The organism is Streptomyces chartreusis NRRL 3882 (genome assembly GCF_900236475.1).
GTDB lineage: Bacteria > Actinomycetota > Actinomycetes > Streptomycetales > Streptomycetaceae > Streptomyces > Streptomyces chartreusis_D.
The window spans coordinates 6,796,028-6,809,311 of record NZ_LT963352.1; the positions used below are offsets into that span (position 1 = coordinate 6,796,028).

Consider the following 13,284-nt stretch of genomic DNA (forward strand, 5'->3'; position numbering starts at 1 on the left):
CGGAAACCTTTCCTCCAGGAACCCCGCCTACTGTGGGCACCCACACCCCCGCCCCGGCCACCGTCGCCCGAAGGCCCACCCCTGCCCTCGACGAGTCGACAGGAGCCCTGTGTCCCGGTCCCGCCGTGCCTTTCTCGCGTTGCCGCCCTGGCTCGCGCACGCCCTGCGCGCGCAGCGGGGGCCGGTGCCCTGGAGCGCGGTGACGCGGGGAGCCCTGTCGGCGGGGCCGCTGTTGCTGGTGGCCGTGCAGGTCGGGCGTACCTCGCTCGGGGTCGTCGCCGCCATCGCCGCCATGCTCGCCGGGATCAACGACCGGCCCGGGAGCCGGCGGGCCTCGGTCAAGCGGATCGGGGTGCCCGCGCTGGGCGGTGCCCTGGGGCTGGTGGCCGGGACGTACGCCGGGCAGCAGACCGGCGCGGTCGTGCTGACCGTGCTCCTCACCTTCGTCGGGCTCGTCGCCGGGAGCATCAGCGCGATCGGGCCCGTCGCGTCCGCCGTCGGGACGCAGCTGCTCGTCGGCTCGGCGATCGGGGCCGGGATGCCCCTGCCGGAGCCGGGGTGGGAGCGTGCGCTCGCCTACGTCGCGGGCGCCGGGTGGCTGCTGGCACTCCGGCTCGTGCTGCCCACGCCCGGTTCCCTCGCCGGGGACTTCCGGTTCGACGGGGAGCGGGCGGCCGTCGCCGGCGTGTACGAGGCCGTCGCCGAGCTGCTCGACGCGGTCGGCGGGCCCGAGGCCATCCGCCGCCGGGCGGCGCTCACCGCCGCCCTCGACCACGCGCAGGACGCCCTCGCCGGGCCCCGGCTGCGGCGGTACGCCTCCTCCTCCGCCGAGCGGCGGCTGCACGCGCAGTACGCCGCCGCCCTGCCCCTCGCCGAGGCCGCCACCGCGCTGGCGTGGGCCGGAGAGGCCGTCGCCGAGCGGGCCTCCGAAGGACCCCGGCGGCTCGCCGCCGCCGTGCGCGGCAACAGCCACACCGGGCCGCTGCCCGCACCCTCCCGCTCGGCGCCCGCGCTGCGCGCGCTCGACGACGCCCTCCTGCACGCCGCCGAGGTGTTCGACCAGGGCAGGGGCGGCGATCTGCACACCCGGCCCCGTACGCCCAGGGACCGGCTGCGCGCCGCCTTCGGCAGCGCCGGACGCGAGTACGGGCTGCGGGTCGCCCTCTGCTTCGGGGCCAGTTCGGCGGTCGCCCAGGCCCTGCACCAGGGCCAGTGGTACGGGCAGCACGAGCACTGGTACTGGCTGCCGGCCACCGCCGTCTTCCTCGTCAAGCCCGACCTGGGACCGCTGGCCTCGCGGGTGCTGAACCGGGCCGCCGGGACCGTGCTCGGCGCCGTCGTCTTCGCCGGATTCGCCGCCGTCCTGCCCCGGCCCGAAGGGCTCATCGCGCTCGTCGCCCTCAGCGGAGCGCTCATACCCGTCGCCACCCGGCACTTCGCCGCCCAGACCGCGGTCGTCACGGTCCTCGTTCTCGCCCTGGTGATGGTCGGCGGTGAACCGCAGGCCTCCATGGGGCGGATCGGCGAGACGCTGCTGGCCTGTGCGATCGTGCTGATCGTCGGGCACCTGCCGATGCCCGGGCAGCGCGGCGGGGGAGTGCGCGCCCGGCTCGCCGCGGCGAGCGACGCCGCGTTCGCCTACCTCACCCACGTCCTCGACGAGGCCGACGCCCCGCGCATCGGCACCTCCGGCAGGCCCTCCGAGCGCCCCGGCACCTCCTCCGAGCGTCCCATCACCCCCTCCGACCACCGCGCCACGCCTTCCGACCTCCGCGCCACCCCCTCCGAGCCCCGCGCCACCCGCTGGACCCTGCGCCGCGAGGCCTACCGCACCCTGGCCGAGGCCCGGACGGCCATCTCCCTGTCCGCGCACGAACTGCCCGCCCTCGCCCGGCACACCGAGGGCGCGGACGAGGTGGCCGACCTCCTCGAACGCCTCGTCGACACCACCACCGCCTGCGCCGTCCACCTCGACGACACGGGACGGATCGGCCCCGAGCACACCGAGCGCCTCACCGCCCTCCTCGACGAACTCGCCGGACCGGTGGAGCGGGTGGGGCTACGACTTCCCCGGACGCCCCTCGCCGGATAGCCGCCCGGGCCCCACCGCGATGCCCAACAGCCCCACCAGGCCGCCGCCCTGCGCGGTCGCGGCCCGGCGCACCTCGGTCGCGAACCCGTGCCCCGCGACCGCCTGCTGCACCTTCGCGGCGATCTCCTCGGCCCGCTTCCCGTCCGGCGGTTCCCAGCACAGGCACAGCAGGCCTTGCGGCGCCAGCCAGCGCCTCAGCGAGGTCAGTTCCCGGTCCGCCGGGCGGGTCCAGAAGAGGTTGACATTGACCGCCAGGATCCTGTCGAAGGAGCCGGTGGCGAAGTCGGCGTCCTCCAGCGACAGGGTGTGGACGGCGGCCCTTCCGGTGGTGAGCGCGTCGCTGTTGCGGCGGCGTGCCGCCTCGACGGCCTTGGCGGAGCGGTCGATGCCGGTGACGGTGCCTGTGACGAGGCGGTCGTGGATCAGCGCGACGGCGACCCCCCGGCCACAGCCGACCTCCAGCACCCGGTCGTCAGGTGCCGGGTCGAGGACCTGCACCGCCCATCTCAGGCGCTCCGGGACGTCGATGGTGCTCAGCCCCCGACCCGTATCCACACCGGCGCGTGGTCCGACCCGGGCGCGCCCCGCCGCTCCGCCGGGTCGGGGCCGACCGACGGCAGACCGGGTGGGCCCTCGCCGGGCAGGCCCGTGCCCGCCGCCGTCACCCGGTGCACCAGGCGGTGGCTCACCAGCACATGGTCGATCAGCTCGCGCCGCCCGGAGTTGACGCGGGAGTAGCGCTGTCCGGGCGGGATGAGAGGGGCCACGTCCCACAGCCGGGCCGCGTCGCCCTTGTCGGCCTGCTCGTAGCCCGGCGTGCCGATCTCGGAGCCGGGCGGGCCGAGCAGGATCTGTGTGGTCGCGGCCTGTACCTCGTCGTTGAGGTCGCCCAGTACGGCCACGTCCCTGCCCTGCCCGTCGCCGTCCAGGAGTTCGTCCGCGAGGGCGCGCAGGGCCGTCGCCTCGGCGGCGCGCCGGTACAGGGCGTAGGCGCCGTACCGGGCCCGTTCCCCCTCGTCGCGCGGCTGGAACCGGCCGTTCGGGTACGACAGCAGCTTGGACTTCAGATGGCAGACGGCCACCCGCAGCGGCCCGTCCTCGACCTCCACGGCGAGAAAGCCCCGCCCCGCCTGTGCCACCGTCACCCCCGAGTCGTCCACCTGCACGGGCCGCAGCTCCGCCGGGAACGCCGTCGTGTCGGCCAGCACCCTCATGGCCGTACGGCTCAGGAACCCGACCCGTATGCCCCGGCTGTCCGGATGCTCGGACAGGGCGATGTGCCAGTCGTCGTCGAGCATCCCGGCCAGGTCTTCCAGGGCCCCGGGGTCACCGACCTCCTGCACGCCGAGCAGCGTCGGGTCGAGTTCCGTGATCACGGCGGCGAGCGCGGCGAGCTTGGTCTCGTAGGCGGCCTCGTCCTTCGGGCCGAACGGGCCGCCGGGCCGGTAGAGGTTCTCCAGGTTCCAGGTGCCGAGGAGCATGCCGGGCTCCTTTCAGAAGCCGACAGGCGGGGTGGTGAGACCAGGATGCTGGCCCGGCCCGCCCCGCGACAGAGCCGCGACGGGATGTGCGGTTCGGCTCATGCCGCCCTACGACCTCGTCGTACGTTGGCGCGATGACGCCTTCTGCCGCGGACAGTCCCGCCGACCTCATCATCAGCGCATGTACCGTCCTCGTGCACGACGATCAAGAGCGCATCGGGTTCCAGCAGGACGCCGCGATCGTCGTACGGAACGGTGTCGTCGAGGCCGTGACGACCACCGCCGGGGCCGCGGACCTGCCCGCCGCCGAGCGCCTCGAGGCCCGGGGCCAGGTCGCCCTGCCCGGCCTGATCAACTGTCACACGCACGCACCGATGGTCGCGCTGCGCGGCCTCGCCGAGGACCTGCCGACGGAGGAGTGGTTCAACGACGTCGTCTGGCCGGTGGAGTCCAACCTCACCGAGAGGGACGTCGAGTTGGGGGCGCGGCTCGCCTGTGCCGAGATGATCCGTGCCGGCGTCACCTGCTTCGCCGACCACTACTTCGCCATGGACGCGGTGGCTCAAGTGGTAGCGGAATGCGGCCTGCGGGCGCTGCTGGGGGAGGCCTACTTCTCCTCGCAGGGCCCCGAAGGCCGGGAGCGGTCACTCGACTTCGCGCTACGGCACCGCGGCTCCGCCGACGGCCGCATCACCACCGCCCTCGCGCCGCACTCCCCTTACACGGTCGGCGACGCCGACCTGGCCGCCACCGCCCGGCTCGCCGGCGAACACGCCCTGCCCGTGCACCTGCACGCCGCCGAGAACCGCGATCAGACCGAGACCAGCCTCGCCCGTCACGGCGTCACCCCGATCGAGGTCCTGGAACGCACCGGCATCCTCGACACGGACGTGCTCCTCGCCCACGGCACCGGCATCGTCGACCGCGACCTGCCCGTCCTGGAGCGGGCGGCCGGTCGTACGGCCGTCGCCACCGCGCCCCGCGGCTACCTCAAGTTCGCCTGGCCCGACACCACACCGGTCCGTGCCCTGCGCGAGATCGGCGTCGACGTCGGGCTCGCCACCGACGGCGCCGCCTCCAACAACTCCCTCGACGTATGGGAGTCGATGGCCCTCACCTCCCTGGTCCAGAAGTCCCACGAGGGCGACCCCCGCTGGCTGACCTCCCGCCAGGCCCTGCACCACGCCACCCTCCAGAGTGCCCGTGCCGTGGGACTGGGGGACAGCGTCGGCAGCATCGCGCCGGAGCGGCGGGCGGACATCGTCCTGGTCGATCTCACCGGGCCGCACACCCTGCCGGTCCACGACCTCGCCGCCACCCTCGTGCACAGCGCCCGCTCCGCCGACGTGCGCACCACGATCGTCGACGGACGGATCCTGATGCGCGACCGTGCGCTCCTGACGATCGACGTGCCGGCCGTGGTACGGGAACTGGAGGAGCGTCTGCCCGCCCTCGTCGACCGCAGCCACGGTCGGCGCATCCAGGACTACGACACCTGACGTTCCGGGCGGACTTTCGAGATTTCTTCCCGGGCAGCGATGAGTTCCGCGTCTGCCGCCGGTCACCACCCCGGACGGACCGTTGCCACAGGAGGGCCCATGTCGCTTCCGGAGATCGTCTCGCGCGAGGAGTGGCGCGCGGCGCGCGCTGAACTGCTTCGCAAGGAGAAGGCCGCCACCCGCGCGCGGGACGCACTCAACGCCGAGCGGCGCGGACTGCCGATGGTCGAGGTCGACGAGGAGTACGTGTTCGAGGGCGGGGACGGCAAGGCCACCCTCCTCGACCTGTTCGAGGGCCGGCACCAGCTAGTCGTCTACCACTTCATGTTCGCGCCCGAGTGGGACGCCGGCTGCCGCAGCTGCTCCGGGTTCCTGGACCAAATAGGGCATCTCGCCCATCTCCACGCTCGCGGTACGTCGTTCGCGACCGTGTCCCGTGCGCCGTACCCGAAGATCCTGCCGTTCAAGGCGCGGATGGGCTGGACGGTGCCCTGGTACTCGTCGTACGGCAGCGACTTCAACCATGACTTCGAGGTGACCCTCGAACGCGAGGGCGAGTTCGTCGAGCGCCCTGGCCTCAGCTGCTTCCTGCGGGACCGCGACCGGGTCTTCCACACGTACTCGACGTACGAGCGCGGCCTCGACTGCCTCGGCTCGACCAGCAGCCTGCTGGACCTCACGGCACTGGGCCGACAGGAGGAGTGGGAGGAGCCCAAGGGACGCGCGTCGGCTCTTGGGGCGCCTGCGGGAAGTGAGCGCGTCCGCTATCACGACGAGTACGACGGCTGATACGGAAAGTGAAAAGGTAGACCAAGAGGCTGAGAGTTTGGTCACACTCAGCGGTGAACGAGTGTCAACTACGTCTCAGAACCGTCACTTCGCGAGCCGTTCACCCCATGGTTGGCGTTTAACTCTACGAGTACAGCGCTACATGGAGGTGCAGGGTGAACGGGCGAACGGTGCTCGAACGCTTTCCCGCCGGTGGGCCGCGTGGTTCCTGGCCGGCGGAGGAGTTCGCGCAGGCGCGGCGTAGCGAAGGCCTGCCCGCCGAGGTGGTCATGGATCTCGCCACGGACATGTTCCTGGTGATCGTGCGCAGCGGGGACGTGGCCGACGCCACGGCCTGACGTGTGCCCTCAGCCCGCCTTCGGCGCCGGCACCTTGTCGACCGGTGCGGGTGACGTGGCGAACTGCTCCGCCTGGAGCGAGTACAGCTCGGAGTAGAGACCGCCGGTCGCCAGCAGCTCGTCCGGAGTCCCGGACTCCACGAGCCGGCCCTGGTCCAGGACGTGCACCAGATCCGCGTGGCGTACGGACGCCAGCCGGTGCGTGATCAGTACGACCGTCTGGCCGCTGGCGGCCAGGGCGCGGATCCGCTCGAAGACCTCCAGCTCGGCCCGGGCGTCCAGGGCCGCCGTCGGCTCGTCCACGATCAGGATGCGGCCCCGCCGGTAGGCCGCCCGGGCGATGCCGAGCCGCTGCCACTGGCCGCCCGACAGCTCGTGCCCGCCGCTGAAGTTGCGCGCGAGCAGCGTGTCCAGCCCGCGCGGCAGGTCCGCGATCACCGTCTCGGCCCCGGCCTCGGCGATCGACGCGGCCAGCCGCTGCTCGCACACCGGCGCCGACGTGCGCCCCAGGGCGACGTTCACCCGGGCCGTGAACGGCCACCGCTTGAAGTCCTGCGCCACCATCGCGATCCGCTCGGCCAGCCGGTGCCGGTCGGCGGTCGCCGCGTCCACGCCGTCCCACAGGATCCGCCCCTTCTCCGGGGTGTAGAGCCCGGCGAGCAGCTTGACCAGGGTCGTCTTGCCGGAGCCGTTCTCGCCGACCAGCGCAACGATCCGGCCGAGCGGGAGCGTGAGCGACACGTCGTCGAGGGCGGGGCGGGCCGAGTCGCCCGGGTAACGGAACGTGACGTTCTCGAAGCGGATCTCGCGCGGGTTCTCCGGCAACGGCCGGCCGCCCTCCGGGATGGCCCGCTGTGCCGCCTCCGTGTACAGCCGTTGCAGGTCGCCGACGAAGAGGGCCTCCTCGTGCAGCGCGTTGACCTCCACCACGAGCGTGTCGAGGCTCTGCGAGCCGGTCCGGATCGCGATCACGGCCGTACCCGCCACCGACAGGGCCATCGCGCCTGCCAGCAGCAGCCCGCCGAGTGTCGCGTACGTCGCCACCGTCGCCAGGCCCGTCCACGCCGCCGCGATCAGGCCGGTACGGGCGGCGAGCCGGGCCAGGCGGGCCTGCTCGGCCTCCGCCGTCTCCGACATCGCGCGGAAGTGCCGCAGCAGGAACGCGCCCACGCCGTGCACCCGGATCTCGGGGGCCGCCTCGGGCTCGATCAGCAGATTGCCGAGCAGCCGGCCCGCACGCGCGTGCTGCACCCAGGCGTGGAAGGACTCGTAGCGCCGCCGGGCCACGGTCAGCGCGCTCCAGGCGCTCGGCAGCGTCATCGTCACCAGCAGCGGCAGGAGCGCCGGGTGCAGCACGGTCAGTACACCGGCCGCCGCGACCAGCGAGATCATCGCGTTGATCACGCGGGTTCCGTACATGATCATCCGGCGGGCGGAGGCAGCGCCGTACTGGGCGGTGTCCAGCAGCTTGTGGAAGGCGTGGTCCTCGATCGCGGCCAGCTCGACGGCCGCGGCCCGCTCCAGGTACTGCTCGGTCGCCACCCGCTCCACCTTGGGCTCCAGCCGTCCGGTGGCGTAGGTGCTCGCGGCCCGCAGCAGCGCCGCGAGCAGCATCACGACGGCCACGGTGACCAGCGCCGGGACGGCGCCGCGCAGCCGGTCCTCGATCGCACCGCCACCCATCAGCCGTGCCAGCACGCTGTTGACCGCGAGCAGCGCCACCGCCTGTGCCACGCCCCGGCCCGCCTCGGCGGCCAGCACGACCCGCGCGGCGCCCCGGTCGGCCTGCCGGGCGAGCCGCAGGCTGGACGCCAGCAGGGACGGCAACCGGGTGATCATGGCGCGGAAGTTCAGCTCCAGGAACGCGTCGGCGTGCTGGTTCCAGCCCATGTCGTAGCGCAGCGGTCCGCCGAAGAGCAGCCGCTCCGACTCGGACACCTCCGGCGCGGTCCGCTTCTTCGCCACCGTCGACCGACCTCCCTGCCCGTGTCCCGTTCGTGGACGAACGGTCACTATCGCGGGGGCGGAGCCCGCCCGGGCAGGGCGCAGCCCGCGGCGCCGGAGGCGCGCGGGCGCACGACCCGACGGCGGGAGGCGTGGGACGGCGCGGAGTCGTAGGGGTGGTGCGTAGGCCTCGACGAGCCTTTTTCGACGGGCTCTACGGGCTCTACGGGCTCTGCGGGCTCTGCGGGCTCTGCGGGCTCTACGAGCGCGACGAGTTCTGCGAGCTCTGTGCGTTCTGGAGCTCTGGATCTACGAGTGCTACGCGCTGACCGGCCGCGACCAGGCCGGCGCGGTCCCCGTCACCCGGCACAGGGCCAGATACAGCGGTATCGGCGGGGTGTACGGCAGCGTGCCGTCCGGGCGGTGGATCAGCTCGGGCAGCTCGGGGAGGTCCGGGACGACCGCACCGGTGGCGTAGTGCGCCGGCATCGGCCATTCCAGGGCGTGGTCGGAGTCGGACGGCACCAGCCACCACCAGTGCGTCTCGTCGGCGTAGACGCAGCCCACGCGGGGCAGCCGGGGCATGACCAGCGGGCCGAGACGGGCGGGTACGGCGACGGCGTCGCAGCCGAGCGGGGCGGTCATGCCGTCGGGTACGGGCAGCCGCAGAGTCGGGCCCGCCGTGCGCAGCCCGCGCCGGAGCCGGGCCAGGGTGTCGAGGTTCAGGACGCGGCCACCGCGCCCGGGGCTCATGCCGGCCCCCGCTCTCGGCGTCGCTCCTGTGCGGGGACTTCCTGAGCGCCCTGCGTGTGGCGCGCCGGGTGTGCTCCGTTCCCGTCGCCCGAGTCGTCGGACGGCCCCGGCTTCGGACGGGCGCCCCAGCCCAGGTCGTTCCGGGGCTCCGCCGGGTCGCGCGGGGTGTCGGCCTTGCGCGGCAGCTCGGCCCAGACCAGCAGCCCGGGGCCGTGCTCATGGGCACCCCAGGCGTCGCAGAGGGCGTCGACGAGGAGCAGTCCCCTCCCGTGCTCCTCCTCGGGCCGGGTGCGGCTGGCCGCGTGGGGCTGGCCCGGGGCACAGCCCTCGTCACGCACGGCTATCCGCACCAGGTCGTCGCCGTCGTGCAGCTCGCACACTATGTGCGTGCTCGCCGTGTGCACGATGGCGTTGGTGACCAGCTCGGAAACCACCAGGGCCGCGCTGTCGCACGTGTCCTCGCACACCGACCAACCGGTCAGCCGGGCCCGCGTCAGGCGTCTGGCCCGTGCGGGAGAACCCGGATGTGCGGCCAGCTCGAAACGGAACCGGCGCTCGGCAGCGGCCCCGACGAGGCTCGCTTCCGGGCTGGCACCCAGGCCGGGAGGGCCTGCGGCGGCGTCTGTTCCTAAGGGCGCGGACGGAATCACGCTTGCCACTATCGCCCCGCCGCGAACACTTGGCAAGTGTCACTCTGAAAATTGCAGAGTGCTGTGTGACGGTCTGGAAGGCCGTGGCACACTGCTCGCAACAGCACCCCGCGCGGCGCCAGTTGAGATCGTCGAAGTTCTGTTCGGAACATCTGTTCGGATAGTCGATTCTTCGAAAAGGTCTTCGAATGGCGCCGCCGGGCTGTCAGCGTTCTTTTGTGGCCGACTCGTCAGAACTCTTGGTGGAGGTGGAGCGTGAGCGAACCGCGGTCCGCGCCGACGGTGGGCCAGGTCGTCCTCGGCCGGCGCCTGCTGGACCTGCGGGAACGCGCCGGGATGAAGCGCGAGGAGGCCGCCCGCATCCTCCGTGTCGCCCCCGCCACGGTCCGCCGTATGGAGATGGCCGAGGTCGCGCTCAAAATCCCGTATCTGCAACTGCTCCTGAAGGCCTACGGAATCTCCGACGAGGAGGCCGACGCCTTCGTCCTGCTGGCCGAGGAAGCGAACAAGCCCGGCTGGTGGCAGCGTTTCCACGACATCCTGCCCGGCTGGTTCTCGATGTACGTGAGCCTGGAGGGCGCGGCCGCCGTCATCCGCAGTTACGAGCCCCATTTCGTCCCCGGGTTGTTGCAGACCGAGGACTACGCGCGAGGAGTGCTCCGCTCGGGCGCCATCGGCCAGACCCGGCCCGACGACATCGAGCGCCATGTCGCCCTGCGGATGCAGCGTCAGGAACTGCTCACCCGCGAGGACGCGCCCCGGCTGTGGGTCGTGATGGACGAGACCGCGCTGCGGCGCCCGGTCGGCGGCCCGGAGGTGATGCGTGCCCAGATCGACAGACTGCTCGAGGCCACGACGCTGCCCAACGTGACGTTGCAGGTCGCCCAGTTCGCCAGTGGGCCGCACCCGGGCACGTACGGGCCGTTCGTGCTGTTCCGATTTGCCATGCCCGAACTGCCGGACATGGTCTACAGCGAGTACCTGACCGGCGCGGTCTATCTCGACGCGCGCGCCGAGGTGGCGACCCACCTCGAGGTCATGGACCGCATGGCGGCGCAGGCCGCTACGGCACATCGCACGAAGGAGATCCTCCGGGATCTCCGCAAGGAGCTGTGAATGGATCGCATCAAGCCGCGCAAACACGTCTACAACGGCATGCCCGCGCGTGACTTGGGCAGCGAAGGGTGGCACAAGCCGTGGAGCGGCGGGAACGGCGGGAACTGTCTGGAGGCGATGAAACTCGCCGACGGCAGGATCGCCGTCCGGCAGTCCACCGACCCGGACGGTCCGGCGCTGATCTACACCTCGGACGAGATGACGGCCTTCATCGAGGGGGCGAAGGCGGGGGAGGCGGACTTCCTGCTGTCCTGATGTGATTGCTTTTCTGTCGCTGTCTGTCGCCTGCTGCCGCTGTCTGCCGCGATCTGTCGCTCAACTTCCCTACGCTGGTGCTGAATTGATCACCCTTTGTGTCTCATGGAGTGCCTCATGACCGGGCAGGACCCCACCTCGGCCGTCTCGATCGACACGAGCAGACCGCATCCGGCGCGGATGTACGACTGGTACCTCGGCGGCAAGGACAACTACCCGGTCGACGAGGAGATGGGCCGGCAGATGCTCACCCTCGACCCGAGGGTCCCGGTCATGGCGCGGGTCAACCGCGCGTTCATGCACCGGGCCACGCGCTGGCTGGCCGGGAACGGCGTACGGCAGTTCCTGGACGTCGGCACCGGCATCCCGACCGAGCCCAACCTCCACCAGGTCGCCCAGGAGATCGCCCCCGCCGCCCGGGTCGTCTACTGCGACAACGACCCCATCGTGCTGGCCCACGCGGCGGCCCTGCTGCGCGGCACGGACGAGGGGGCGACGGAGTACCTCCAGGCCGACGTGCGCGACCCGGACGCCATCCTGGAGGGCGCGAGGAAGGTCCTGGACTTCGGCCGGCCCGTCGCACTGTCGCTCATCGCGCTGCTGCACTTCGTCTCCGACGAGGACGGCGCGCACGACCTGGTCCGCCGGCTCCTCGCCGAACTGCCGTCCGGCAGCCACCTGGTCATCACCCACGCCACGGCCGACTTCACACCGGAGGAGTCGAAGGCGGCCACCGAGAAGCTCCGTGCCGCAGGCGTCACCCTGGCCCTGCGCTCCCGCGAGGAGTTCACCCGCTTCTTCGACGGCCTCGACCTCGTCGAGCCCGGCGTCGAGGTGCCCCACCGCTGGCACCAGGAACTGGGCGAGCCCGTACCCGGGCAGGACGACGGGGTGATTCCTGGGTACGGGGCGGTCGCGCGCAAGCCGTGACTGCGCTCGCGCCACGGGCCGGTCACGGCGGCAGTGCACGGCACAGCGCCTCCAGGGCCGGCCCGTACGCATGGTCGGAGGGCGTCGCGTACCCCACGACGAGGCCGTCGCCCGCCGCCGTGTCCGTGTCCGGGTGCCGGAACGCCGCGAGGCCGTCCAGGGCGATGCCCTGCCAGGCGGCGGCCTTGACCGTGGACGCCTCGGTGCCGGGCGGCAGCCGCAGCACCGCGTGCAGCCCGGCCGCGATACCGGTGGCCTCGATGAGCGGCGCGTGTTCGGCGAGCGCCGCGACGAGCCGGTCCCGGCGGCCGCGGTACCGCTGCCGCATACGCCGTACGTGACGGTCGTACGCCCCGGAGACCACGAAGTCCGCGAGGCTCAGCTGGTCGAGGACGCTCGCCCACGCCTCCCGGTCGCCCTTGACGGCCAGTACGGCGTCGACGTACCGCTCGGGGAGCACCATCCAGCCCAGCCGGACCGCCGGCGACAGGCTCTTGCTGACCGAGCCGATGTGGATCACGTGCTCGGGGTCCAGGCCCTGCACCGCGCCGACCGGCTTGCGGTCGTAGCGGAACTCCCCGTCGTAGTCGTCCTCCAGAACCAGCCCGCCACGCACGCGTGCCCAGTCGATCACGGCGGCCCGGCGCGCGGGGTGCAGCGGGCCGCCGGTCGGGAACTGGTGCGCCGGTGTGAGCAGCACGGCACGCTCGCGCCCCAACCGGTCGACCCGGGCGCCGTGTTCGTCGAGGGGGAGCGGCACGGTCCGCACCCCGGCCGCCGCGAGGACCTCCCGGTGGAATCCGAGCCCGTACGCCTCCACCGCCAGGGGCCCGCGCAGGACGCCCCCTCCGAACAGCAGCCGCAGCGCGTGCGCGAAGCCGGAGCAGATCACGATCCTGCCCGGCTCGGTGCGCACGCCACGCGCGCGTGCCAGGTACTCCGTGAGCGCCTCCCGCAGTTCCGGCCGGCCGGCCGGATCGCCCGGGCCGAACACCTCGTTGGGCGCCTGCTGGAGGGCCCTGCGGTAGGAGGTCAGCCAGGCCGTGCGCGGGAACGACGAGGTGTCCGGTGTGCCCTGCGTGAGGTCGTGCCGCGGGCCATGCGCGCGTGCAGGAGCCTTTCGGGGCAGGCGGGCGGCGGGCCGCAGCGGTTCGGCTCGCTCCGCCACCCGCGTGCCCGAGCCCTGACGGGCGGTGAGCCAGCCCTCCGCGACGAGTTCCGCGTAGGCGTCGGCCACGGTGTTCCGGGCGATGTCGAGATCGGCCGCGAGCGAGCGGTACGGCGGCAGCCGGGTGCCCGGAGCGAGCCGTCCGCTGCGGACGGCCTCCCGCAGGGCCCGGATCAGCGCCGCGCGCCGGCCGCCCGGCCCGGTCAGTTCCAGATGCAGGTCGGATCCGATCCGTTCCGCGGAATTGACCCACGAAGTCGCCATGGAAA

Annotated in this window: 13 protein-coding genes; 7 read left to right on the forward strand and 6 right to left on the reverse strand. The window is 72.8% G+C overall.

What is annotated here, in order from left to right:
- Positions 1 to 109: 109 nt before the first annotated feature.
- Entirely contained in the window at positions 110 to 2,092 is a 1,983-nt protein-coding gene (locus SCNRRL3882_RS30710) for an FUSC family protein (RefSeq protein ID WP_010039578.1), read from the forward strand.
- Here the strand turns inward: SCNRRL3882_RS30710 and SCNRRL3882_RS30715 are convergent.
- Entirely contained in the window at positions 2,060 to 2,647 is a 588-nt protein-coding gene (locus tag SCNRRL3882_RS30715) for a class I SAM-dependent methyltransferase (RefSeq protein WP_078602823.1), read from the reverse strand. The genes SCNRRL3882_RS30710 and SCNRRL3882_RS30715 overlap by 33 nt on opposite strands.
- Positions 2,626 to 3,573 carry an endonuclease/exonuclease/phosphatase family protein gene (locus SCNRRL3882_RS30720; protein WP_010039582.1) on the reverse strand — a complete coding sequence of 316 codons (948 nt, stop codon included), beginning with the start codon at positions 3,571 to 3,573 and terminating at the stop codon, positions 2,626 to 2,628. Before SCNRRL3882_RS30720 ends, SCNRRL3882_RS30715 begins: the two co-directional genes overlap by 22 nt.
- Positions 3,574 to 3,707: 134 nt before the next feature.
- Between SCNRRL3882_RS30720 and SCNRRL3882_RS30725 the strand changes: the two genes are divergently transcribed.
- The 3 genes from SCNRRL3882_RS30725 (at position 3,708) to SCNRRL3882_RS30735 (ending at position 6,199) form a co-directional block, all read left to right on the forward strand.
- Positions 3,708 to 5,072 (forward strand): amidohydrolase, encoded by a 1,365-nt coding sequence (locus SCNRRL3882_RS30725; protein ID WP_010039584.1) that lies wholly within the window; start codon positions 3,708 to 3,710, stop codon positions 5,070 to 5,072.
- 99 nt (positions 5,073 to 5,171) lie between these two features.
- Complete coding sequence (locus SCNRRL3882_RS30730; RefSeq protein WP_010039585.1) at positions 5,172 to 5,861, forward strand: DUF899 domain-containing protein; 690 nt, start codon at positions 5,172 to 5,174, stop codon at positions 5,859 to 5,861.
- 155 nt (positions 5,862 to 6,016) lie between these two features.
- Positions 6,017 to 6,199: a hypothetical protein gene (locus SCNRRL3882_RS30735; RefSeq protein ID WP_010039591.1), complete on the forward strand. Its 183-nt coding sequence runs from the start codon at positions 6,017 to 6,019 to the stop codon at positions 6,197 to 6,199.
- A gap of 9 nt (positions 6,200 to 6,208) precedes the next feature.
- Here SCNRRL3882_RS30735 and SCNRRL3882_RS30740 read toward each other — a convergent pair whose 3' ends face one another.
- The 3 genes from SCNRRL3882_RS30740 to SCNRRL3882_RS30750 all read right to left on the reverse strand — a co-directional run bounded on the left by SCNRRL3882_RS30740 (position 6,209) and on the right by SCNRRL3882_RS30750 (position 9,582).
- On the reverse strand, positions 6,209 to 8,164 hold the full coding sequence (locus SCNRRL3882_RS30740) for an ABC transporter ATP-binding protein (protein ID WP_010039592.1): 1,956 nt from the start codon (positions 8,162 to 8,164) through the stop codon (positions 6,209 to 6,211).
- 297 nt (positions 8,165 to 8,461) lie between these two features.
- Positions 8,462 to 8,896: a hypothetical protein gene (locus SCNRRL3882_RS30745; protein ID WP_010039593.1), complete on the reverse strand. Its 435-nt coding sequence runs from the start codon at positions 8,894 to 8,896 to the stop codon at positions 8,462 to 8,464.
- The gene (locus tag SCNRRL3882_RS30750) at positions 8,893 to 9,582 is read right to left on the reverse strand and encodes an ATP-binding protein (protein WP_040903139.1); all 690 of its coding nucleotides are present in this window, start codon (positions 9,580 to 9,582) and stop codon (positions 8,893 to 8,895) included. The genes SCNRRL3882_RS30745 and SCNRRL3882_RS30750 overlap by 4 nt, the downstream gene beginning before the upstream one ends.
- Before the next feature lie 219 nt (positions 9,583 to 9,801).
- Between SCNRRL3882_RS30750 and SCNRRL3882_RS30755 the strand changes: the two genes are divergently transcribed.
- The 3 genes from SCNRRL3882_RS30755 (at position 9,802) to SCNRRL3882_RS30765 (ending at position 11,847) form a co-directional block, all read left to right on the forward strand.
- A complete protein-coding gene (locus SCNRRL3882_RS30755; RefSeq protein ID WP_010039595.1) occupies positions 9,802 to 10,662 on the forward strand; it encodes a helix-turn-helix domain-containing protein in 861 nt (286 codons plus the stop codon).
- Positions 10,663 to 10,917: a DUF397 domain-containing protein gene (locus SCNRRL3882_RS30760; protein WP_010039596.1), complete on the forward strand. Its 255-nt coding sequence runs from the start codon at positions 10,663 to 10,665 to the stop codon at positions 10,915 to 10,917.
- Positions 10,918 to 11,034: 117 nt separating this feature from the next.
- The gene (locus SCNRRL3882_RS30765) at positions 11,035 to 11,847 is read left to right on the forward strand and encodes an SAM-dependent methyltransferase (protein ID WP_010039598.1); all 813 of its coding nucleotides are present in this window, start codon (positions 11,035 to 11,037) and stop codon (positions 11,845 to 11,847) included.
- Positions 11,848 to 11,869: 22 nt separating this feature from the next.
- Here SCNRRL3882_RS30765 and SCNRRL3882_RS30770 read toward each other — a convergent pair whose 3' ends face one another.
- Entirely contained in the window at positions 11,870 to 13,279 is a 1,410-nt protein-coding gene (locus SCNRRL3882_RS30770) for a PLP-dependent aminotransferase family protein (RefSeq protein ID WP_010039600.1), read from the reverse strand.
- Positions 13,280 to 13,284: the final 5 nt, after the last annotated feature.

What these genes read in the sequence shown, in the direction of transcription:
- SCNRRL3882_RS30720 (WP_010039582.1), bottom strand. Translation starts at nt 3,573, where the DNA reads ATGCTCCTCGGCACCTGGAACCTGGAGAACCTCTACCGGCCCGGCGGC.
- SCNRRL3882_RS30760 (WP_010039596.1), top strand. Translation starts at nt 10,663, where the DNA reads ATGGATCGCATCAAGCCGCGCAAACACGTCTACAACGGCATGCCCGCG.
- SCNRRL3882_RS30745 (WP_010039593.1), bottom strand. Translation starts at nt 8,896, where the DNA reads ATGAGCCCCGGGCGCGGTGGCCGCGTCCTGAACCTCGACACCCTGGCC.
- SCNRRL3882_RS30730 (WP_010039585.1), top strand. Translation starts at nt 5,172, where the DNA reads ATGTCGCTTCCGGAGATCGTCTCGCGCGAGGAGTGGCGCGCGGCGCGC.
- SCNRRL3882_RS30765 (WP_010039598.1), top strand. Translation starts at nt 11,035, where the DNA reads ATGACCGGGCAGGACCCCACCTCGGCCGTCTCGATCGACACGAGCAGA.
- SCNRRL3882_RS30725 (WP_010039584.1), top strand. Translation starts at nt 3,708, where the DNA reads ATGACGCCTTCTGCCGCGGACAGTCCCGCCGACCTCATCATCAGCGCA.
- SCNRRL3882_RS30770 (WP_010039600.1), bottom strand. Translation starts at nt 13,279, where the DNA reads ATGGCGACTTCGTGGGTCAATTCCGCGGAACGGATCGGATCCGACCTG.